General features: G+C 68.4%; 21 protein-coding genes and 1 pseudogene. 21 read left to right on the top strand and 1 reads right to left on the bottom strand.

All coding sequences use genetic code 11. From position 1 onward, the window contains the following. Nucleotides 1-79 precede the first annotated feature (79 nt). The 21 genes and pseudogenes from RVF83_RS20630 to RVF83_RS20530 all read left to right on the top strand — a co-directional run bounded on the left by RVF83_RS20630 (nt 80) and on the right by RVF83_RS20530 (nt 20,346). A complete protein-coding gene (locus tag RVF83_RS20630) occupies nt 80-538 on the top strand; it encodes an OsmC family protein (RefSeq protein WP_005198960.1) in 459 nt (152 codons plus the stop codon). 4 nt (nt 539-542) lie between these two features. Beyond that, on the top strand, nt 543-824 hold the full coding sequence (locus tag RVF83_RS20625) for an acylphosphatase (protein ID WP_005198961.1): 282 nt from the start codon (nt 543-545) through the stop codon (nt 822-824). Nucleotides 825-868: 44 nt separating this feature from the next. Next, nucleotides 869-4,477: a chromosome segregation protein SMC gene (gene smc, locus RVF83_RS20620; RefSeq protein ID WP_005198962.1), complete on the top strand. Its 3,609-nt coding sequence runs from the start codon at nt 869-871 to the stop codon at nt 4,475-4,477. After that, nucleotides 4,474-6,033, top strand: a complete 1,560-nt coding sequence (gene ftsY, locus RVF83_RS20615; RefSeq protein ID WP_005198963.1) for a signal recognition particle-docking protein FtsY — start codon at nt 4,474-4,476, stop codon at nt 6,031-6,033. The genes smc and ftsY overlap by 4 nt, the downstream gene beginning before the upstream one ends. 210 nt (nt 6,034-6,243) lie before the next feature. Further along, on the top strand, nt 6,244-7,596 hold the full coding sequence (locus RVF83_RS20610) for an ammonium transporter (protein ID WP_005198964.1): 1,353 nt from the start codon (nt 6,244-6,246) through the stop codon (nt 7,594-7,596). A gap of 50 nt (nt 7,597-7,646) precedes the next feature. Further along, entirely contained in the window at nt 7,647-7,985 is a 339-nt protein-coding gene (locus RVF83_RS20605) for a P-II family nitrogen regulator (RefSeq protein ID WP_005198965.1), read from the top strand. A 115-nt stretch (nt 7,986-8,100) separates the two neighbouring features. Then, nucleotides 8,101-10,626 carry a [protein-PII] uridylyltransferase gene (locus RVF83_RS20600; RefSeq protein WP_083877536.1) on the top strand — a complete coding sequence of 842 codons (2,526 nt, stop codon included), beginning with the start codon at nt 8,101-8,103 and terminating at the stop codon, nt 10,624-10,626. A 38-nt stretch (nt 10,627-10,664) separates the two neighbouring features. Beyond that, on the top strand, nt 10,665-12,224 hold the full coding sequence (gene ffh, locus RVF83_RS20595) for a signal recognition particle protein (RefSeq protein WP_005198967.1): 1,560 nt from the start codon (nt 10,665-10,667) through the stop codon (nt 12,222-12,224). Between the two features lie 2 nt (nt 12,225-12,226). Further along, nucleotides 12,227-13,322 (top strand): annotated as a pseudogene (locus RVF83_RS20590) (amidohydrolase family protein). Between the two features lie 426 nt (nt 13,323-13,748). Further along, complete coding sequence (gene rpsP, locus RVF83_RS20585; RefSeq protein WP_005198969.1) at nt 13,749-14,201, top strand: 30S ribosomal protein S16; 453 nt, start codon at nt 13,749-13,751, stop codon at nt 14,199-14,201. Further along, nucleotides 14,198-14,440, top strand: coding sequence for an RNA-binding protein (locus RVF83_RS20580; RefSeq protein ID WP_004572301.1), 243 nt, complete (start codon nt 14,198-14,200; stop codon nt 14,438-14,440). Before rpsP ends, RVF83_RS20580 begins: the two co-directional genes overlap by 4 nt. Before the next feature lie 26 nt (nt 14,441-14,466). Next, nucleotides 14,467-15,000, top strand: coding sequence for a ribosome maturation factor RimM (gene rimM / locus RVF83_RS20575; protein ID WP_005198970.1), 534 nt, complete (start codon nt 14,467-14,469; stop codon nt 14,998-15,000). Next, nucleotides 15,000-15,719 (top strand): tRNA (guanosine(37)-N1)-methyltransferase TrmD, encoded by a 720-nt coding sequence (trmD, locus tag RVF83_RS20570; protein WP_005198971.1) that lies wholly within the window; start codon nt 15,000-15,002, stop codon nt 15,717-15,719. The genes rimM and trmD overlap by 1 nt, the downstream gene beginning before the upstream one ends. 35 nt (nt 15,720-15,754) lie before the next feature. Next, nucleotides 15,755-16,108 (top strand): YbaB/EbfC family nucleoid-associated protein, encoded by a 354-nt coding sequence (locus RVF83_RS20565; RefSeq protein WP_005198972.1) that lies wholly within the window; start codon nt 15,755-15,757, stop codon nt 16,106-16,108. Continuing rightward, nucleotides 16,105-16,440, top strand: coding sequence for a hypothetical protein (locus RVF83_RS20560; RefSeq protein WP_005198973.1), 336 nt, complete (start codon nt 16,105-16,107; stop codon nt 16,438-16,440). Before RVF83_RS20565 ends, RVF83_RS20560 begins: the two co-directional genes overlap by 4 nt. Then, nucleotides 16,437-17,432 carry a hypothetical protein gene (locus tag RVF83_RS20555; protein WP_005198974.1) on the top strand — a complete coding sequence of 332 codons (996 nt, stop codon included), beginning with the start codon at nt 16,437-16,439 and terminating at the stop codon, nt 17,430-17,432. The genes RVF83_RS20560 and RVF83_RS20555 overlap by 4 nt, the downstream gene beginning before the upstream one ends. 162 nt (nt 17,433-17,594) lie before the next feature. Then, nucleotides 17,595-17,936 (top strand): 50S ribosomal protein L19, encoded by a 342-nt coding sequence (gene rplS / locus RVF83_RS20550; protein WP_005198975.1) that lies wholly within the window; start codon nt 17,595-17,597, stop codon nt 17,934-17,936. Nucleotides 17,937-17,954: 18 nt separating this feature from the next. Further along, on the top strand, nt 17,955-18,806 hold the full coding sequence (gene lepB / locus RVF83_RS20545; protein ID WP_005198976.1) for a signal peptidase I: 852 nt from the start codon (nt 17,955-17,957) through the stop codon (nt 18,804-18,806). 22 nt (nt 18,807-18,828) lie between these two features. Beyond that, nucleotides 18,829-19,515: a ribonuclease HII gene (locus RVF83_RS20540; RefSeq protein WP_005198977.1), complete on the top strand. Its 687-nt coding sequence runs from the start codon at nt 18,829-18,831 to the stop codon at nt 19,513-19,515. Further along, entirely contained in the window at nt 19,512-19,823 is a 312-nt protein-coding gene (locus RVF83_RS20535; protein ID WP_005198978.1) for a DUF2469 domain-containing protein, read from the top strand. Before RVF83_RS20540 ends, RVF83_RS20535 begins: the two co-directional genes overlap by 4 nt. 130 nt (nt 19,824-19,953) lie before the next feature. Then, entirely contained in the window at nt 19,954-20,346 is a 393-nt protein-coding gene (locus RVF83_RS20530; protein WP_005198979.1) for a YraN family protein, read from the top strand. Between the two features lie 26 nt (nt 20,347-20,372). Here the strand turns inward: RVF83_RS20530 and RVF83_RS20525 are convergent, their stop codons facing one another. Further along, nucleotides 20,373-21,674: a DUF4185 domain-containing protein gene (locus RVF83_RS20525; protein WP_005198980.1), complete on the bottom strand. Its 1,302-nt coding sequence runs from the start codon at nt 21,672-21,674 to the stop codon at nt 20,373-20,375. Between the last annotated feature and the right edge of the window lie 15 nt (nt 21,675-21,689).

Raw genomic sequence — 21,689 nt, 5'->3', positions numbered from 1 at the left:
GAATTCATTCCGATCCACGGCTCTTACTATGGTCTGCGGTGTCAGCGCCGCCCCGCAGCCTGAGAGGACTCATCCCAGCATGACGATCGAACAGAACACCGCCGCCCCGGCCGCGACCGGCGAGCCGGCGCACACCGACCTCTGGGTTGAGCGGACCGGCACCCGTCTGTACACCGGGCGCAGCTCGCGCGGTGCCGAGGTGCTGATCGGCTCCCAGGACGTCGACGGGGTCTTCACGCCGGGCGAACTGCTGAAGATCGCACTCGCGGCGTGCACCGGCATGTCTTCGGACCGTCCGCTGTCGCGTCGCCTCGGCGACGACTACGACGCGACCATCCTCGTCAGCGGAGATGCCGACCGCGAGAACGAGGTGTACCCGCGGATCGAAGAGATCCTCGAGGTCGACCTCTCCGAACTCGACCCCGAGGCCGCGCAGCGACTGCTCGTCGTTGTCGAGCGGGCCATCGACGCTGTGTGCACCGTCGGCCGCACCATCAAGGCGGGCGCCGAGGTCGACCTGAAGATCGTGACGGACTGACACCATGACCACCGACACGGTCCGGCTGTCGGCTTTCGTGCACGGTCACGTCCAGGGCGTGGGGTTCCGGTGGTGGACGCGGTCGCGGGCGCTGGAGCTCGGGCTGGTCGGTTACGCGTCCAATCAGGCCGGCGGACGGGTGCACGTCGTGGCCGAGGGGCCCCGCGACAAGGTGCTGGCACTGCTCGACGCGCTGCGGTCGGGGGAGACCCCCGGCCGGGTGGATCTGGTCGTCGACAGCCTCGACCCGGCGCGCGGAGACCTGACCGGCTTCCTCGAACGGTGAGCGCTACCCGAAACACGTCGCGATGGTGAGTAGTCTGTACCGTCGTGCACCTCAAAAGCCTGACCCTGAAGGGCTTCAAGTCGTTCGCCTCGGCGACGACCCTGCGCTTCGAGCCGGGTATCACGTGCGTCGTCGGTCCCAACGGCTCGGGTAAGTCCAACGTCGTCGACGCCCTGACCTGGGTCATGGGCGAACAGGGCGCCAAGGCGCTGCGCGGCGGGAAGATGCAGGACGTGATCTTCGCCGGCACCTCCGGACGTCCGCCGCTGGGACGTGCGGAGGTCACGCTCACCATCGACAACGCCGACGGTGCGCTGCCCATCGAATACTCCGAGGTCTCGATCACCCGCCGCATGTTCCGCGACGGCGCCGGCGAGTACGAGATCAACGGCAGCACCTGCCGTCTCATGGACGTGCAGGAACTGCTCTCCGACTCCGGTATCGGCCGCGAGATGCACGTCATCGTCGGCCAGGGCCGCCTGTCGGCGATCCTGGAGTCGCGTCCCGAGGACCGTCGCGCGTTCATCGAGGAGGCCGCAGGCGTCCTCAAGCACCGCAAGCGCAAGGAAAAAGCGGTCCGCAAGCTCGACGCCATGCAGGCCAACCTGGCGCGTCTCACCGACCTCACCGCCGAACTGCGACGTCAGCTCAAGCCGCTCGGCCGGCAGGCCGAGGTCGCCCGCCGGGCACAGACGGTGCAGGCCGACCTCCGCGACGCCCGGTTGCGCCTCGCCGCCGACGACCTGGTGATCCGCCGAGCCGAGATGGCCGAACACGCCGCCGTCGAGGACGAGGTGCGGCGCCGCCAGGACGAGGTGGCCGAGCAACTCGACGAGGCCAACGCTCAGGTCACCGAACACGAACAGCATCTGGCCGAGGTCACCCCGGCGGCCGCGGCGGCCAGCCGCGCCTGGTTCCGGCTGTCGGCACTGGCCGAACGCGTCGACGCGACCCGCCGGGTCGCCGCCGAGCGCAGCCGCTACCTGAGCGAGGCCGCCGCCGAGGCCACCGGCCCCGATCCCGAGGAACTCGAGGAACAGGCCCTCGAAGCCGCCGAACTCGAGGCCGAGCTCACCGAGGGCGTCGAGATCGCCGCCGAGCAACTCGAGACGGCCCGCGAGGTGCTCCGTGAACGCGAGTCGATCGCGGAAGCCGCGGAGGCGGCACATCTGGCCGCCGTCCAGGCCATCGCCGACCGACGAGAGGGTCTGGCCCGTCTCGAGGGCCAGGTCGACAACCTGCGGACGCGGTCGGAGTCGACCGACGCCGAGGCCGACCGCCTGACCGCCGCCATCGCACACGCCACCGAACGTGCGGAAAACGCTGCCTCGCAACAGGATTCGGCTGCGAGCGAACTCGCGCAGCTGGAATCCTCCGAGCAGGCGCTCGACGAACACCACGAACGGTGCGTCGCCGCACTGAACCTGTCCAACGAACGTGTCGCGACCCTGCAGGCCGAGCACCGCGAGGCCGAGCAGTCCATCGCCTCGCTGTCGGCACGCGTCGAGGCTCTCGCGATGGGTCTGGAACGCAACGACGGCGGCGCCTGGCTCCTCGACAACGCACCCGACGGGCTACTCGGGCCGATGTCGGAACTGCTCACCGTCGAGTCCGGTTTCGAGACCGCCATCGCCGGTGCGCTCGGCCCCGCGGTCGACGGCATCGTGACCGTCGACGGCATGGCAGCGGTCCGCGCCCTCGAAGCCCTCAAGTCCGGCGACGGGGGACGGGCCGCGCTGATCTGCGGCGGACTCACCGAAGCCGTCCGGCCGCGAGACGTCGCCCTTCCCGACGGCGCTCGGTGGGCCGCCTCCGCGGTGACCTGCGGGCCGGAGATCCGCAACGCGATCGACACCGTCCTCGCCGACACCGTCATTGTGGACGACGCCGCCCAAGGACTCGACATCGCCCGTCGACTCGGCGTGCGGGTGGTCACCCACGCCGGCGACCGCATCGGCCCGGCGTCCATCGAGGGTGGGTCGTCGCGTCGCCCGTCGACGCTCGAGGTGCAGTCGGCCATCGACGCCGCCACCGAGGAACTCGCCGCCACTCGCCGCCGCGTCGAAGAGCTGGAAGCGGCTCTCGACGGTGCGCTCACAGAGCAGCGCGAGCGACGGGAAGCGGCGGAGGAGGCGCTCGCCGCACTGCACGAGTCGGATTCGAGTGTCGGCGCCGCCTATGAGCAGATGGCCCGGCTCGGCCACGAGATCCGTACCGCCCGTGCGGAGGCGGATCGCTTCACGCGTCAGCGCAATCTGCTGGAGAAAGGTCGCGCGGAGACCCTGGAATCGCTCCACGAACTCGAGGAGCGGTTACGACTCGCCCGCGACGAATCGGACACGGGACCTGAGATGGCGGCCGACGACTCCGAGCGTTCGACGGCCGCAGCGGCCGTCGGGATCGCCCGCGGCACCGAGATGGAGGCGCGCCTGGCCCTGCGTACCGCCGAGGAACGCCTCGCGTCGGTGCGCGGCAAGGCCGACTCCCTGCGTCGTGCGGCCCAGCGCGAGCGGGAGGCCCGCGAACGGGCGCGTCGTCAGGACGAGATCCGCCGGCAGGCCGCGGGTGTCGCGGTGGCGGTCGAACGGGCCGGTGCCCAGGTCGCCGAACGACTCGCGTCCGCGGTCGCCTCGGCGCAGGCGGGCCGCGACGAACTCGAGGAGATCCGGATCGCGCGGTCGGCGACGCTCGACGAGCTACGCGTGCGGGCCGGTGAACTGACCACCACGCTGAACTCGTTGCGCGACACCGTCCATCGCGACGAGGTGGCCCGTGCCCAGGTGGCCCTGCGCATCGAGCAGCTCGAGGAGCAGATCCTCGACACGTTCGCGATGTCACCCGACGACCTGATCTCCGAATACGGCCCCGACGTCCCGATGCCGCCCTCGGCTCTCGAGATGCAGGAGTACGAGGAGGCCAAGGCGCGCGGCGACCAGGTGGTGGCCCCGGCGCCCATGCCGTACGACCGCGCCACCCAGGAGGCGCGCCTGAAGAAGGCGCAGAAGGACCTCAACACCCTCGGCAAGGTCAACCCGCTCGCGCTCGAGGAGTTCGCGGCCCTGGAAGAGCGCTACAACTTCCTGTCCTCACAGCTCGAGGACGTGAAAGCGGCTCGCAAGGACCTGCTCGACGTGGTCGAGGAGGTGGACGCCCGCATCCTGCAGGTGTTCACCGAGGCCTACGCCGATGTCGAGCGAGAGTTCGGCCAGGTCTTCGAGACGCTGTTCCCCGGCGGCGAGGGAAGGCTCGTGCTGACCGAGCCCAACGACATGCTGACCACCGGCATCGAGGTGGAGGCCCGGCCGCCGGGTAAGAAGGTGAAGAGGCTGTCGCTGCTGTCGGGCGGGGAGAAGTCCCTGACCGCGGTCGCGATGCTCGTGGCGATCTTCCGCGCCCGCCCGTCGCCGTTCTACGTCATGGACGAGGTCGAGGCGGCGCTCGACGACACCAACCTGCGCCGGCTCATCAAGCTCTTCGAGCAGCTGCGGGAGAAGTCGCAGCTGATCGTCATCACACATCAGAAGCCCACGATGCAGATCGCCGACGCCCTCTACGGCGTCAGCATGCGCGGGGACGGCATCACGACCGTCATCTCGCAACGCATGCGCGGCGTCAACATGCCCGTGGCTCAACAGGAGGACACCAGCCAGTGAACACCGGAATCATCATCGGGATCGTCATCGCGGTGGTCGTCATCGCCGCGCTGATCGTGCTCGGACTGGTGCTGGCGCGTCGTCGTCGCATCTCGCTGTCCGACACCACGACGCAGCCGGAGATCGTCGACGGCACCACGCGTCAGGTCGACCGGTCCGGGGGCTACCAGGCGGGGTCGGGCTTCAGTTTCAGTCGCGGCGACACAGCCCTGGCCGAACCGCCGGCGCGCAAGCCGGAACCGCAACCCAAGCCGGAGCCCCAGCCCAAGCCGGAACCGCAGCCCAAGCCCGAGCCGCCCGTCCAACCGGCCGGCGAACGCACCGACGTCGACGGCCAGCCCACGGTCGGGGACGACGCCGCGGTGCCGCGCGACTCCCACCGCCGCGGGATCACCGAGGTGTCCCTCCCGGACGTGATCGAACCGGCCGGGGCAAAGCCGGAGCCTGTCGAGCCGGAGACGACCGAGCCGGCGGCGAAGGTCGCAGAACCGGAAACCACCGAGCCGGAGGCGCCGGAGGCAGCCCAGGCCCCGGCGGTCGAGACCCCGGTGGTCGAGGAGCCGGCGGTCGAACCTCCGGTGACCACAGCCCCCGACGATGCGTCGGGTGCGGTGGCGGCACCGCCGCGCGAGGAGATCGCGCCGACCGCCGGTCGGCTGGGCAAGCTGCGCGGACGGCTGTCGCGGTCGCAGGGTGCGATCGGCAAGAGCGTGCTCGGACTGCTCGGTGCCGGCGACCTCGACGAGGACAGCTGGGAGGAGATCGAGGACACCCTGCTGATGGCCGACCTCGGGACGGCCACCACCATGACCGTCGTCGAGAACCTGCGGACCGAGCTGGCCGCCAACCCGGTGAAGTCCGCCGCCGAGGCACGGGCCCTGCTGAAGCGCGTGCTCATCGAACAGCTCGACCCGACCCTGGACCGGTCGATCCGTGCTCTGCCGCATGCGGGCCGTCCCGCCGTCGTGCTCGTCGTCGGCGTCAACGGCACCGGCAAGACCACGACAACGGGCAAGCTGGCCCGTGTTCTGGTGGCCGACGGCCGTCGCGTGTTGCTGGGCGCGGCCGACACCTTCCGTGCGGCCGCCGCCGATCAGCTGCAGACCTGGGGTGAGCGGGTCGGTGCGGAGATCGTGCGCGGCAAGGAGCAGGCCGATCCGGCCGCGGTCGCGTTCGACGCGGTCGACCGCGGGATCGCCACGGGTGTCGACGTCGTCATGATCGACACCGCGGGCCGCCTGCACACCAAGACCGGCCTGATGGACGAGTTGGGCAAGGTCAAGCGCGTGGTGGAGAAGAAGGCGCCCGTCGACGAGGTGCTGCTCGTGCTCGACGCGACCGTCGGCCAGAACGGTCTGATGCAGGCTCGGGTGTTCGCCGAGGTCGTCGACATCACCGGTGTGGTGCTGACCAAGCTCGACGGGACGGCGAAGGGCGGCATCGTCTTCCACGTCCAGAAGGAGCTCGGCGTGCCGGTCAAACTGGTCGGTCTGGGCGAGGGTGCGGATGATCTGGCGCCGTTCGAACCCGAGGCTTTCGTCGACGCGCTGCTGTGAAGTCGATCCACGATCGGCAATATGGGGCGTAGTACTGCCGGGACAAAACTGAGACGGCCCTCAGAAGCGTCCTCGCGATTTACCTGAGCGAAATATGAATCGCTCATCGGGTTACGTGCCCGAAACGTCAAGGCACCACTGCGGAAACCGAGTGCCGCCAAAGTCTTGGGAGGCGCCGAGCCGTCGGCGCATCCTGAGGAGGTTTTCACAGTGGTTTTGGCTCAGTTGCCAAACGAATCGTTTGGCCCTATCGACACGGGCAACACGGCATTCATGCTCGTGTCGGCCGCCCTCGTGTTGCTGATGACCCCAGGCCTGGCCTTCTTCTACGGGGGGTTGGCGCGTGGCAAGGCCGTCCTGAACATGATGATGATGTCGTTCGGTGCGTTGGCGTCGATCAGTGTCGTCTACGTCCTGTGGGGCTTCTCGATGTCGTTCAGTGACGGCATCACCGGTGAGAGCGACATTCTCGGTGTCTTCGCCAACCCGTTCGCGCTGTTCGGGTCCGACCAGCTCATGAGCACGATCGGCGAGGGCGACAGCGAGCAGTTCGTCACCGGTGGGTTGTCGATCCCGGCGATCGTCTTCATGGGCTTCCAGCTGACCTTCGCGGTCATCACCGTTGCCCTCATCAGTGGTGCGCTGGCCGAGCGGGTGAAGTTCTCGACCTGGATGGTCTTCACCGTCCTGTGGTCGACGATCGTGTACTTCCCTCTGTCCCACATGGTCTGGGGAGGCCTGGTCGGCGGCGGCGGTCTCCTTGGTGCCGGTGAGGACGGTCTCGCGGCCAAGATGTTCGGAACCGACAGCGAGGGCGCAGCCAATGTCGCACCGATCGACTTCGCGGGTGGCACCGTCGTGCACATCAACGCCGGTATCGCAGCGCTGGTGCTGGTCCTCATCATCGGCAAGCGCGTCGGGTTCGGGCGCACCGCTTACCGTCCCCACAACATCCCCTTCGTGATGCTCGGCGCGGCACTCCTGTGGTTCGGCTGGTTCGGTTTCAACGTCGGGTCCGAGCTGGGCGCCGACCTTCTCGCCGGCCAGGTGTGGGTCAACACGACCGCCGCGACCGCCGCCGCGATCATCGGCTGGCTCGCAGTCGAACTCATTCGCGACAAGCACGCCACCAGCGTCGGTGCCGCATCGGGCATCGTGGCCGGTCTGGTCGCGATCACCCCGGCCTGTGGTGCGCTGACCCCGGTCGGCTCGCTGATCCTGGGTGTCATCGCAGGTGCGCTGGCCGCGCTCGCCATCGGTCTCAAGAACAAGTTCGGCTACGACGATTCGCTCGACGTCGTCGGTGTCCACCTCGTCGCCGGCCTGTGGGGCACCCTCGCCATCGGTCTGCTAGGCAAGGACGTCGGCCTCTTCTGGGGTGGCGATTACAAGCAACTCGTTGTTCAGGCGGTCATCGCCTTCTTCGCGCTGGCCTTCACCGCTGTGCTGACCGCGATCATCGCCTTCGCACTCAAGCCGCTCGGCTGGCGTGTCAGCGATGAGGACGAGAAGAGCGGCGTCGACGAGGCAGAACACGCTGAGACTGCCTACGAGCTGGCATGACGCTCGAGCCAAATCGCTACTACGCTGACACCCGTGGAGAGGGATAACAAATGAAGCTGATCACTGCAATCGTCAAGCCGTTCACGCTCGAGGATGTCAAGGCCGGCCTGGAGCAGGCGGGAATCCTGGGCATGACCGTCAGTGAGGTCCAGGGTTACGGACGCCAGAAGGGCCACACCGAGGTCTACCGCGGCGCCGAGTACTCGGTCGACTTCGTGCCGAAGGTCCGTGTCGAGGTGGTCGTGGACGACTCGGCCGTGGACAAGGTCGTCGACGTGATCGTCGAGGCCGCCCGTACCGGCAAGATCGGTGACGGCAAGGTGTGGGTCTCGCCGGTCGAGTCCGTGGTGCGCGTCCGCACCGGCGAGCGCGGCGGCGACGCTCTGTAAGTGAGCTCGTGCCCTTTCTGAACCCCAGCGCGGCCCCGCGTCCGATGATGAGTCGGGCGCGGGGCCGCACCGTTCAAACCCCGAGACCGAGGAGCCTCCCGTAACCGCCACCGATCTGGCCAAGACCCGCCGGCAGCTCACCGAGTCGAGCCGGAACGGCAAACTCGACGCACCGGCTCTCCGCCAGGTGCTCGTCGACCTGCACGAGTTCTGGCTGACCAGCAAGGGCGCCGAACTCGGCATCAAGTCCCACAGCGGCTTCGCGATCGTCGCGGTCGGCGGTCTGGGACGCGGTGAACTGCTGCCGTATTCCGACCTCGATCTGATCCTGCTGCACGACGACATGCCCGTCGAGCGGGTGTCCGAGGTCGCCGACGGACTCTGGTATCCGTTGTGGGACGCCAACATTCCCCTCGATCACAGCGTTCGTACCGTGCCGCAGGCGTTGCAGGTCGCCGGCGAGGATGTGACCGCCGCGCTCGGCCTGCTGGAGGCCCGCCACATCGCCGGCGACGAGGACCTGTCGAGTCTGCTGATCGGTGGCGTACGCCAGCAGTGGCGCAACGACATCCGTAATCGTTTCCCCGACGTGGTTGCCCACGCACAGGATCGTTGGCGTCGCGCCGGCGACATCGCGCACCGCGCCGAACCCGATCTGAAGAACGGCCGGGGCGGCCTCCGCGATGTGCAACTCCTCGGCGCCCTGGCGATCGCCCAGCTCACCGACGGGATGGCCAGCCTTCGTCCGGATTCGCCCGGTGCCGGACCACAGGTCGCCTACCAGCGTCTGCTGGACATCCGGACCGAGTTGCACCGCACCGCGGGCCGTCCGCGTGAGCAGGTGCGCGCGCAGGACGCCGACGAGATCGGCGCCGCACTGCGCATCGGGGACCGGTTCGACCTGGCGCGCGTCATCAGCGACTCCGCCCGAACCATCAGCTATTCCATCGACGTCGGTCTGCGGACCGCGGGCAACGCCCTCCCGCGACGCGGGCTGGCCAAGCTGCGCCGTTCCCCGCTGCGCCGTCCGCTCGACGAGGGCGTGGTCGAGCACAGCGGCGAGATCGTGTTGGCGCGCAACGCGATTCCGAGCAAGGACCCCGGACTCATCCTCCGCGTGGCCGCCGCGTCGGCGCGGACGGGTCTGCCGATCAGCGCATCGACCCTGAGCCGGCTGGCCGACTATGCACCCGAACTTCGGGAGCCGTGGCCCGCCGAGGCGTTGAGCGACCTGCTGGTCCTGCTCAGCTCCGGTCACCACATGGTCGACCCGATCGAGGCGCTCGACCGCACCGGACTCTGGGGCCGGTTGCTCCCGGAATGGGGTGCGGTGCGCGATCTTCCGCCCCGCGACGCGATCCACACCTGGACCGTCGACCGTCACCTCGTGGAGGCCGCGGCCTACGCGAGTTCGATGACGACGCGGGTCTCGCGGCCCGACCTCCTCGTACTCGGAGCGCTCATCCACGACCTCGGCAAGGGGCGCGGCGCAGACCACAGCATCGTCGGCGCCGAACTCGCCGTCCAGATCGGCAACCGGTTCGGCCTGTGGCCGCAGGACGTGACGATCCTGTCCGACATGGTGCGGCATCATCTCCTGCTGCCGCAGGTCGCGACGCGCCGCGACCTCGACGACCCGGCCACCGCCGCATTCGTCGCCACCACACTGGGTCACAACCGGGTGCTGCTGGAACTCCTTGCGGCGCTGGCCGAAGCGGATTCGCTGGCGACCGGTCCCGGCGTGTGGGGGGAGTGGAAGGCCTCGCTCATCGGCGAACTCGTCCGACGGTCCATGCGCCACATCGACGGCGTCCCGCCGGCGGTGCCCGAGCCGCTGACCCCCGAGCAGCTGGCGATCGCCGCCGAAGGGGACTACGCGGTCCGGCTCGTCCGCGCCGACGGTCAGCACACCTACGACGTCACGATGGTGGCGCCGGATCAGCCCGGACTGCTGTCGAAGATGGCCGGGGTGCTCGCGCTCGGCGGTCTGCGCTCGCACAAGGCCTGCGCCCAGAGCCACGACGGCAAGGCGATCAACTCCTTCATCGTCGTGCCGATGTTCGGCAGTCCGCCCGACGCGGGTCTGCTCCGCCAGCAGCTCATCGCCTCGGTGAACGGCAAGATCGATGTCCTCGCACGCCTCGATGCGCGGGAGCGGGATTCGCCGATACCCACGATCGCCTCGGTCAGCACCCTCCCCGGGACGATGGTGAGCCTCGGGGCGAGTGCCGGAAGCACCGACCCCGATGTCGACGGCGCGGGTCACCCGAAGAACGCCGTGCCCGCGCTGTTCGCGGTCGCACCGCCGCGGGTGACCTGGCTCGATGCCCCGGAGCCCGATGCCGCCGAGGGTACGGTGCTGCTCGAGGTACGGTCCGACGACCGGATCGGTCTGCTGAGTCGGGTGACCTCCGTCCTGGAGAAGAACGGTGCCGACATCCGGTGGGCGAAGGTCTCGACCCTGGGTGCGACCGTCGTCGACATCTTCAGCCTGCGACTGGCCGAGGACACCGAGCAGATGCGCGCGACGCTCACCGACGCGATCATCGCGGTGTGCCCGCCGCCGCAGCCGAAGCGTGACGAGGAGGACGGGCCGCAGACACCCGGCGGGACGGGACGGTCCGGAGTGCCGATCTCCTAGATGGAATGACCGGGGAACCGCATGGAAGGATGGGACCCATGTTCGATTCCCTCTCCGACCGGTTGACCGGTGCCCTGAAGGACCTCCGCGGCAAGGGGCGGCTCTCCGACGCCGACATCGACCGCACCTGCCGCGAGATCCGGCTCGCCCTGCTCGAGGCCGACGTCTCGCTGCCGGTGGTGCGCGCCTTCATCGCGCGGATCAAGGAACGGGCGAAGGGCGCGGAGGTCTCCGCGGCGCTGAACCCGGCCCAGACGGTCGTCAAGATCGTCAACGAGGAACTCATCGGAATCCTCGGCGGCGAGACCCGCCGGGTGCGGTTCGCCAAGAACCCGCCCACGGTCATCATGCTGGCCGGTCTCCAGGGCGCCGGTAAGACGACTCTCGCCGGCAAGCTCGGCAACTGGCTCAAGCAGCAGGGACACACGCCGCTGCTCGTGGCCTGTGACCTCCAGCGTCCGGGCGCGGTCTCCCAGCTGCAGATCGTCGGCGAGCGGGCCGGCGTGCCGGTCTTCGCGCCGCACCCGGGCACCAGCGTCGGCGGCGAAGGAACACTCGGTGTCACCTCCGGCGACCCGGTCTCGGTCGCCCGCGCCGGTGTCGAGGAGGCGAAGGCCAAGCACTACGACGTCGTCGTCATCGACACCGCCGGCCGCCTGGGTATCGACTCCGAGCTGATGAAGCAGGCCTCCGACATCCGCGACGCGACCACGCCCGACGAGGTGCTGTTCGTCGTCGACGCGATGATCGGTCAGGACGCGGTCTCGACCGCCGAGGCCTTCGCCGACGGTGTGGGCTTCACCGGCGTCGTACTGACCAAGCTCGACGGTGACGCCCGCGGCGGTGCCGCTCTGTCGGTGCGCGAGGTCACCGGTCAGCCGATCATGTTCGCGTCCTCCGGTGAGAAGCTCGAGGACTTCGACGTCTTCCACCCCGACCGCATGGCCAGCCGCATCCTCGGTATGGGCGACGTGCTCAGCCTCATCGAGCAGGCCGAGCAGCACTGGGATGCCGAGCAGGCCGAGGCCGCCGCGGCCAAGATCACGCAGGGCGAGCTGACGCTCGAGGATTTCCTCGAGCAGATGCTGATGATCCGCAAGATGGGTCCCATCGGCAACATCCTGGGCATGCTCCCCGGCGCCGGCCAGATGAAGGACGCGCTGTCGCAGGTCGACGACAAGCAGCTCGACCGGGTCCAGGCGATCATCCGCGGTATGACGCCCGCCGAGCGGGACAATCCGAAGATCATCAACGCCTCACGCCGCCTGCGTATCGCCAACGGGTCCGGCGTGACCGTCAGCGAGGTCAACCAGCTCGTCGACCGCTTCTTCGAGGCCCGCAAGATGATGGCCCAGATGTCGGGTCGCATGGGCATGGGCGGGATGAACCGGAAGTCCAACCGCAAGGGCAAGAAGGGGAAGAAGGGGAAGGGACGCGGTCCCACGCCGCCGAAGGTGCGCGGCGGCTTCCCGGGGATGCCGGGAGGCATGCCCGCCGGCTTCCCGGATCTGTCCAACATGCCCGCCGGACTCGACCAGCTGCCGCCGGGTCTCGAGGGCATCGACGTCTCCCAGTTCCAGCCCAAGAAGAAGAAGTAGCGATGGGTCGTGCGGCAACGGACGGCACGGCCCGCCACTACCGGGGCACCGATCCGCTCACCGGCGAACCGATCGAGTTCTGGGGTGTCCGGTGAGACCATCAGCCACACACCCATCGCAGACGCGGAGACCGCCGTCGACGCCGGCTGGATCCTGCCGGGGCTCGTCGACGCCCACAACCACGTGGGCATCGCACCCGGCCTCGGCGTCGACATCGAGCAGGCCCGCGGTTACGCCTACGCCGACGCTCGCGCGGGGACGCTCCTGATCCGCGAGGTCGGGTCGCCGCTCGACACCCACCCGCTCGATGACGACCCGGCGTGTCCGCGGTTCATCCGCTCGGGCAAACACATCGCCCGGCCCAAGCGCTATCTGCGCGACTACGGCGTCGACCTCGACGATCCCGACGAGCTGGCCGCCGAGGTGGCGCGCCAGGCGCAGGCCGGCGACGGCTGGGTGAAGATCGTGGGGGACTGGATCGATCGAGAGGTCGGCGACCTCGCGCCGCTGTGGACGCGAGATCAGATCGAGGCCGCGGTCGCCACCGCGCACGAACACGGCGCCCGGATCACCGCCCACGTCTTCGGCACCGACGCCCTCGTCGACCTCATCGGGGCCGGAGTGGACTGCATCGAGCACGGCACCGGGCTCACCGCCGATCTCATCGATCAGCTCGTCGAACGCTCGATCGCGTTGGTGCCCACCATGATCCAGGTGGAGAACTTCCCGGGTATCGCCGATGGTGCCGAGCGGTTCCCGACCTATGCCTCCCACATGCGCCAGTTGCACGCCGACGCGCCGAAGGTGTTCGAGTCCGCCCGCGAGGCCGGCGTGGCGATCTTTGCCGGGACCGATGCCGGTGGATTCGTCGGGCACGGGCGCATCGTGGACGAGATCGAGGCGCTCTCGCGGGTCGGGCTGGGCAATGCCGGAGCGATCGCGGCAGCGTCCGTGCAACCTCGGCAGTGGCTCGGCGCCGAGCTCCTCGCCGACGGTGACCGGGCCGACTTCGTGGTCTACGGCGAGAACCCCTGCGATGACCTGGGAGTCCTGCGTCATCCGGTGGCCGTGGTGTCGTCGGGACAAAACATTCTGTGATCAACGCCACAACCTGGCTGCTGGTTGCAATTACCTACTGCCGCGTAAGGTAGCAACCGCGTTGCACGGGTTCGCCAGGGGACGAACCGAACAGCACAGTGCAGACCCCGCCGAAACCGGGGGTGAAGACGGGGTTTCGGTGTGGGTCGCGCAAGCCTGGGGGCCGATTTCATCGGTGGGCAAGTGGCGTTGGCGACGTACGGCATGTGGTTGTTCTCGCGGGGTGGACAACCACATGCCGGATTCTCATCCGGGGCTTCATGCCGGATTTCTTCACGGAGCCTCCGGTCTGGCAGAATGGCTCGACGGTTCGTCGGATACGGTCACGGCCGCCCGACGGTCACACCGAAACAGACGCAAAACCGGGTCCACCATTCCGGGTGGGTCGCAGAATTGCGCAGTGACCACACGAAAGTAGAAGAAGACATGGCTGTCAAGATCAAGCTCACGCGGCTCGGCAAGATCCGCAACCCGCAGTACCGCATCGTCGTCGCCGACGCTCGGACCCGCCGCAACGGCCGGGTGATCGAGACCATCGGCAAGTACCACCCGAAGGAGGAGCCCTCGCTGATCGAGGTCGACTCCGAGCGCGCCCAGTACTGGCTGGGTGTCGGCGCACAGCCGACCGAGCCCGTGGCCGCGATCCTCAAGGTCACCGGTGACTGGCAGAAGTTCAAGGGCCTGCCGGGCGCCGAGGGCACCCTGAAGACCGCCGAGGTCAAGCCGTCCAAGCTCGACCTGTTCAACGCCGCGCTCGCCGCGGCCGACAACGAGCCGGTCGCCGCGGCCACCACTCCGAAGAAGAAGGCCGCCAAGAAGGACGAGGCCCCGGCAGAAGAAGCTGCCGCGGAGGCTCCCGCCGCCGAGGGTGACGCGTGAGCGCTGTCGTCGCCGACGCGGTCGAGCATCTCGTCCGCGGAATCGTCTCCAACCCGGACGACGTCCGGGTGGACCTCGTCACCGGTCGTCGCGGACGACTCGTCGAGGTCCACGTGAACCCCGACGATCTGGGTAAGGTCATCGGCCGCAACGGTCGTACGGCCACCGCCCTGCGCACCCTCGTCTCCGGTATCGGCGGACGCGGCATGCGCGTCGACATCGTCGACACCGACCGCTGACGGCCGGCTCGCAGGACGAACGCATCGTGGATCTCGTCGTCGGACGCGTCGTGAAGTCGCACGGCATTCGGGGCGAACTCGTCGTCGACGTCCGTACCGATGAGCCCGAGCTGCGTTTTGCTCGCGGCTCGGTCCTGCGCGGCCGACTGCCGCGCGGTGGCGGAGAACGTGGATTCACCGTGACAGCCGCCCGGGAACATTCCGGGCGGCTGTTGGTGTCTCTCGACGGCATCGCCGGTCGCGATGCGGCCGACGCCCTGCGCGGCACCTTGTTCCTCATCGACTCCTCGGAGGTCGAGCCGTCCGACGACCCGGACGAGTTCTACGACCACGAACTCGAAGGCGTCCCGGTCCAGCTCGCCGACGGCGCCGAGGTCGGCGTCGTCGAATCGGTCCTGCACATGCCCGGTGGCGAGCTGCTGTCGGTGCGCACCCCCGACAAGCGTGAGGTCCTCATCCCGTTCGTGCGGGAGATCGTGCCGACGGTGACCCGCGAACTGATCGTCATCGACCCGCCCGAGGGTCTCCTCGATCCGGACTCGGCCGACGGCGCGAAGTGATGCGCCTCGACATCGTCTCGATCTTCCCCGAATACCTCGACCCGCTCCGGGTTGCGTTGCTGGGCAAGGCGATCGACGCCGGCCGCATCAGCGTCGACGTCCACGACCTGCGGAACTGGACGCACGATGTGCACCGCAGCGTCGACGACTCGCCGTACGGCGGCGGACCCGGCATGGTCATGAAGCCCGAGGTGTGGGGGCCGTGTCTCGACGACGTGTGTCCCGACGACGCGCTTCTCGTCGTGCCGACCCCGGCCGGGGTGCCGTTCACGCAGGCGACCGCCCAGCGGTGGAGCACCGAGAATCACCTCGTCTTCGCCTGCGGCCGCTACGAGGGCATCGACCAGCGTGTCTTCGCCGACGCGGCCCGCCGGGTGCGCGTCGAAGAGGTCTCCCTCGGCGACTTCGTCCTCATCGGCGGCGAGGTCGCGGTGATGGCGATGATCGAGGCGACCGTCCGGCTCATCGACGGTGTCCTCGGGAATCCTCGTTCGCATCAAGAGGATTCGTTCTCCGACGGACTCCTCGAAGGGCCGAGTTACACGCGTCCGGTGAGCTGGCGCGGGCTCGATGTCCCGCCGGTACTCCTCAGCGGCGATCATGCGAAGGTCGCGCAGTGGCGGCACGAGCAGGCTCTCGAGCGGACTCGCGTTCGCCGCCCGGATCTCCTCACCGAGCCTGTGAATCCCCACGATGACCCGGAGTCGGATCCCCGCTAGGATTCGGCACAACTCGAACGCACGGGGGAGGGCAAGTGCAGGGCTATGAGGCCATGGTCGAGGATCTCGACCGGCAGCGTGCCGAACTCGCGCAGACCCGTGCCGCGTTGTCGGAGCTGACCTCCCGGGCGATCAGCCGCGACCGGCTCGTCGCCGTCACCGTCAACGCCCGCGGTCTCGCCGTCGACATCTCGATCGATCCCACCGCCCTGCGTCGCTACCGTGCCGACCAGCTCTCCGAACTGCTCACCACGCTGATCGCCGAAGCGGACCATGCGCTGAGTTCGCGGCGCGGCGAACTTCTCGCTGCCGCAACGGGTCCCGGGGTGGACTACGCCGACGCCCGTCTCGGCCCTGCCCGTTTCGACACCGCTCGGGACCCCGGATGACGGCTGGAGGGCGCCGGAACCGGATCGCCGCGGACGTGGGGACCGCGGCCGATCTGTCCGCCCGGCTGGCCAGTGCCGAGTCACGGCTTGGCACAGTGCACGCCGAGCTCGTCGAACTGCTCGCCGACATCAACACCGCGGTCGGGGTCGGGGAGGGCGCGACGGCCTTCCGGCGGGGTTTCGGTCCCGCGAGCGCCGAATCGAGTGAATTGCTGCGCACCGCGGTCGCCCGCCTCGCCGAGCACCGGCGGGCGCTCACCTGCGGCGTCGAGTCCCTCGCCTCCGCCGATGCCGACGCCGCAACCGCCTTCGAATCCGGTGAGCCCCGGTGAGCTCCGCGCCCCGACAGATCGCGGACGACCTCGCACCGGGCGTGTGGCCGGGTGCGGACCCGACGTCGCTCCGTGAGGCCGCACGACGCGCGCGAGCCCTCGCCGAATCCGTGGAGCGGGTCACCGACGTGGTCGTCTCGGCGACCGCCGCGTACTCCTCACCGGCGATCGGTGGCGGGACCGCCGAGGGAGAGTTCGGCGACGCGCTCGTCGACGGGCTCGGTCGCGTCACCGGCACCGGGCCGGAGTCGCTGCCGCACGTGGCCGCACGGCTTCGCGCCATGGCGGCGTCCTTGGACACCTACGCCGACGTGGTCGTGGAGACCGAACAGCAGATGACGACGATCGCCCTCGTCGCGGACCGTGACCGGCAGCGTGCCGAGGTCTTCGCCGAGGTCGGCGACGACTCGTGGCGGGTGAGTGCGGCGAGCGCCGGTCGTCTGGCCCTGACGGCAGCCGGCGACGACCACACCCAACGGTCGGAGGAGGCCGGGCAATCCGCCGGCGGGACCCCGCCCGCGGCGACCAGCGGGATGATGCCCTTCGCACCGATGGGTGCGATGGGCGCTGCCGGCGTGGCCGCCGCCGGACTGGGTACCACCATCGGCATCGCCGCCTCACCCACCGACCGACACACCGCCGGGGGAGACCTGACCTGGCTGCAACGCCGCGCCGACACCCTGCAGTCGACGGTGCCGCCGGCCATCGCGGGCTGGTTCCGCACCGCCGTCGGCGTCGGCGTCGGAGCCCGCGGGCGTCGCGTGGTCGTCGTCGGTACCAACGATCCGCAGCCGTACCAGCGCGTGGGGCTCGAACTCGCCGACGACGAGGCGCTGACCGCGAACGGGCGGGCACCCGAACTCGCGATCGTCGAACACATGGCGAGTTCGGGGGTCACCCCCACGGCGATCGCCGCCGCCACTCCGATGGATTCGGCCACTGTGGCGGCGCTGCGGTCCGCCGAGGTGGTCGCGATGGCGCCCGGTTCGTAGGGCTGACCGGGGATTTCGTCGGACCGGGGTGTCTCTGGCACAATAGTCGGGTTGCCTGTCCCGTGTGACGGGCACCGACGACTCGGAGTATGAACCGGTTCGAAGCCACATGGCCCGCCAGGTTCCTCTGCTCAACGTTCACGCCAGAATAGGACCCAATCAATGAACACGCTCGACTTCCTCGACAAGCAGTCCCTCCGCGACGATGTCCCGGAGTTCGGCCCCGGCGACACCCTCGACGTCCACGTCAAGGTCATCGAGGGCAGCAAGGAACGCGTCCAGGTGTTCAAGGGTGTCGTGATCCGTCGCCAGGGAGGCGGCGTCCGCGAGACCTTCACCGTCCGCAAGGTGTCCTTCGGCGTCGGCGTTGAGCGCACCTTCCCGGTGCACAGCCCGAACATCGCCAAGATCGACGTCCTCACCCGCGGTGACGTCCGTCGCGCCAAGCTCTACTACCTGCGCGATCTGCGTGGCAAGGCCGCAAAGATCAAGGAAAAGCGCTGACGCGTCTACCCTGACTAGGTGGCCGACACACAGCGACCCAGCGACGATCGCGACCTTGACACCGACGGCAACGACGGCGAGAAGCGTCCCTGGCGGTTGAAGTCCGATCCGGACGAGACCGAGGACGCCACGAGCAAGTCGGGTTCCGGCTCGCTCTTGCGCGAGGTCGCGATCATCGTGGGGTGCGTCCTGCTCCTCACCTGGCTGCTGCAGACCTTCATCGGCCGGCAGTACGTCATCCCGTCGGAGTCGATGGAGTCGACTCTCATCGGTTGCGACGGGTGCACCAACGATCGCATCGTCATCGACAAGATGGTCTACCGCTTCGGCGACCCCGAGCCCGGTGACGTCGTCGTCTTCAAGGGACCGTCGGAGTCGTGGAACGGCGCCTGGGTGTCGCCGCGCTCGACCAACCCGGTCATGCACAAGGCGCAGGATGCGCTGTCGTGGTTCGGTTTTGCCCCGCCCGACGAGAACAACCTCGTCAAGCGCGTGATCGCGACCGGCGGGCAGACCATCGAATGCCGCAACGACGAGGGCGTCGGCGTGAAGGTCGACGGCAAGCCGCTGCGCGAGCCGTACATCAACATGGAGTTGCAGCGCGAGACCCTCGCGGCCTACGGGCCCGATTCCGGTGTCAGCGACAAGCTGCCTCCGTGCCTCGGCCCGGACTTCGGTCCGATAAAGGTACCGGAGGGCAATGTGTGGGTGATGGGTGACAACCGCCTGAACTCACAGGATTCGCGCTATCACGTCGATGACCAGTACCAGGGCACCGTCCCGGCCAGCGACATCCGCGGCAAGGTCCGGACCATCATCTATCCTTTCTCGCGGATCGGTGGTGTCGGTTCGATCAATCCCCAGCAATGACCATGTGGGGATTGCTCAAACCATGAGTCGCTGGCCACCGCGTTCGCCTGTTCGTCGTGCAGCCGGACTGCGGACCTTCGAATTCGCGCTCCACCGTCAGGGCCTCGGCCCGGTCGCCGGGGTCGACGAGGCCGGGCGCGGCGCGTGTGCCGGGCCGCTGGTGGTCGCGGCGTGCGTGCTGAAACCGACGCAGCTGGCCTCGCTTGCCGACCTCGACGACTCCAAGCGGCTCACCGAGAAGACCCGGGAGACGCTCTACCGATCGGTGACCCGGTACGCACATGCGTGGAGCGCGGTGATCATCGACGCCGCGGAGATCGACCGGATCGGCATCCATGTCGCGAACATCGAGGGCATGCGTCGAGCGGTCGCGGCACTCGACGTGACTCCCGGATATGTGCTGTCCGACGGTTTCGCCGTCCCGGGGCTCACCGCGCCGTCGCTGCCGGTGATCGGGGGAGACGGGGCCGCTGCCTGCATCGCCGCCGCGAGCATCATCGCGAAGGTGACGCGGGATCGGATCATGGTCGCGATGGACGCCGACCTGCCCGGATACGATTTCGCGATCCACAAGGGATACAGCACAGCTCTTCACATGTCCCGCATCGATGCGGCGGGACCGTCACCACAACACCGCATGTCGTACCGTAACGTCGCGGCACGAGTGGTCTCCAGCGCAAACGACAACAGGGATAGGCTTACAGGATGAGTGCTGAGGATCTCGAGAAGTACGAAACCGAGATGGAACTCTCTCTGTATCGCGAGTACAAGGACATTGTCGGCCAGTTCACCTACGTGGTGGAGACCGAGCGGCGCTTCTACCTTGCCAACGCGGTCGAGATGATTCCCCGCAACACCGACGGCGAGGTGTACTTCGAACTCCGGATGAGCGACGCCTGGGTCTGGGACATGTACCGGCCGGCGCGCTTCGTCAAGCAGGTTCGCGTGATCACCTTCAAGGACGTCAACATCGAGGAGCTCGAGAAGCCGGAACTGCGGCTTCCCGACGAGCCCTGAACTCTCATGGGGTGAACGTGCCCCGAGGCGTCGACGACGCGATGTTGGTGAGTCGATCGTTCTCCACAGATTCGGCCGCGGCGGGTGTTCTCCCGCCGCGGCCGAATCGTGTTCGGGGACCCTTCAGAGTATGAGCAACCGCCGTGCGCACGTGGGCAAGCTGGGGGAGGACCTCGCCGCCGAGTTCGTCGGTTCACTGGGGTGGGCCGTGCTGGAACGCAACTGGCGCAACCGATATGGCGAGCTCGACCTGATCGCCGTCGACCCTTGTGGCCCGGCTGGTCCGACGCTGGTGGTCGTCGAGGTGAAGACGCGTGCCAGTCGCACCTTCGACGATGCCGTGATGGCCGTGACCCCGGACAAGCTCGCCCGGATACGGCGGCTGACCCGTGCCTGGCTCGCGGGGCAGGAACGACGCTGGGGACAGATTCGGTTCGACGTCATCAGCGTGCAGTTGGACGGCTTCACCCCAGATGACCCCGCGGCGGCGCGTGTGAGGCACCACCGCGGGGTCCACGAGTGAGTTCTCGACGTGGTTCCCGAGGGCGGCTACAGCTTGCCGAGGTCGGAGCGGATGAGCATCACGTTGTAGTCGCTCCAGCGTGAGGCGTTGAAGTACAGCTCTTTTCCGGTGCCCGTCAGTGCCGGCGAGGTCGGCAGCATCATCGGTCCGTAGACCACCGGGTTGCCGGGGGCCACGATGTTGCGCGGCGAGCTCCACGGACCCTCAGGATGATCTGCGGTGCGGAGCCGGATGCCGTTGTCGCCGTCGAGCATGATGTATTTGTTCAGGTACGGGCTCCAGGCGACGGACAGTTCGCTGACCGGTTGGCGGGCGACGACGCCTTCGGTGTCGTGGATGTCGCTGATGCTGTCGACCCATCCGATGCGCTCGCCGGACCAGTACTCGTACCTGCCGAGGTCGAGGATGTCCTCCGGCTTGAACCGCGCCAGGAACGCGGCGCCGAAACGGCCGTTGGGCGTACCGAACTGGTAGATGTAGTCCTCTTCGTCGGTGCCGGGCCGTCCGCGCATGTAGGCGTTCTGCTGGAACTTTCCGTTGTTGACGTCGATTGCGCGGAGGTTGCCGGGGAGTTCGAGGTCGATCGGCGCGTTGATGAGGATGGTGTCGGGGTCGCTCGTCCACGTCTGACCGTTGTTGTCCGAGTAGGCGATACCCGAGTAGTTGGTGATCCAGTTGCCCGCCGAACCCCATGAGCGGACCGACATGTAGTTGATGTACTGCCGGAACCCGTTGCCGTGGGGCAGCGAGATCGCCGCCGTGGGGATCGTGGTGACCTCGATGTTCGAGATGCCCAGCGACGGAATGAGTTCCTCGGCGTAGTTCGCGCGACCCCTGATCACGGTGCCCGAGTTCTCGTCGCCGGCGACGCCGTTCGGGATGGTGATCTTGCCGTCGCTGAAGTCGTCGTCGTTCGTGCGCAGCAGGACGTTGTGGCGCCATTCCTGGCCGACGGCGGTGCAGTTGCCGAAGGTGTCGCCGAATGCCATCAACGTCTGCCCGCGGCCGTTGTCCCAGGCGATGCCCAGGTCGGTGCCGCTGATACCGAAGCGGTCGTACGTGTTGTTGTTGCTACGCGGACCGGTGACCCAGCTGAGGACCTTGGAGATGTTCCCGTTGTAGACGGGCAGCGGGCCCTGGGGTCCGGCCGCAGGGGCGTTGGTGCTGCCCGACGAACCGGTTCCGAGAAGACTCGAACCGGCGCCGGAGTTGCCGCACGGTGCGGCCTCTGCGATACCGGTACCGGCGGTCAGGACGATCGCGGAGGTACCGATTGCGAAGGCTCCCGCCAGCGCCAGTCGGACACCCTTGGTGAAACGGCTGGGCACTCAGACCTCCGTGTG

The sequence above is a fragment of the Gordonia rubripertincta genome, assembly GCF_038024875.1.
GTDB lineage: Bacteria > Actinomycetota > Actinomycetes > Mycobacteriales > Mycobacteriaceae > Gordonia > Gordonia rubripertincta.
This window is presented reverse-complemented; position numbering and strand designations above follow the sequence as displayed.

Coding starts and splice junctions, on each gene's coding strand:
- RVF83_RS20630 (WP_005198960.1), top strand. CDS start 80: ATGACGATCGAACAGAACACCGCCGCCCCGGCCGCGACCGGCGAGCCG.
- RVF83_RS20625 (WP_005198961.1), top strand. CDS start 543: ATGACCACCGACACGGTCCGGCTGTCGGCTTTCGTGCACGGTCACGTC.
- RVF83_RS20605 (WP_005198965.1), top strand. CDS start 7,647: ATGAAGCTGATCACTGCAATCGTCAAGCCGTTCACGCTCGAGGATGTC.
- ffh (WP_005198967.1), top strand. CDS start 10,665: ATGTTCGATTCCCTCTCCGACCGGTTGACCGGTGCCCTGAAGGACCTC.
- rpsP (WP_005198969.1), top strand. CDS start 13,749: ATGGCTGTCAAGATCAAGCTCACGCGGCTCGGCAAGATCCGCAACCCG.
- trmD (WP_005198971.1), top strand. CDS start 15,000: ATGCGCCTCGACATCGTCTCGATCTTCCCCGAATACCTCGACCCGCTC.
- RVF83_RS20560 (WP_005198973.1), top strand. CDS start 16,105: ATGACGGCTGGAGGGCGCCGGAACCGGATCGCCGCGGACGTGGGGACC.
- rplS (WP_005198975.1), top strand. CDS start 17,595: ATGAACACGCTCGACTTCCTCGACAAGCAGTCCCTCCGCGACGATGTC.
- RVF83_RS20540 (WP_005198977.1), top strand. CDS start 18,829: ATGAGTCGCTGGCCACCGCGTTCGCCTGTTCGTCGTGCAGCCGGACTG.
- RVF83_RS20535 (WP_005198978.1), top strand. CDS start 19,512: ATGAGTGCTGAGGATCTCGAGAAGTACGAAACCGAGATGGAACTCTCT.
- RVF83_RS20530 (WP_005198979.1), top strand. CDS start 19,954: ATGAGCAACCGCCGTGCGCACGTGGGCAAGCTGGGGGAGGACCTCGCC.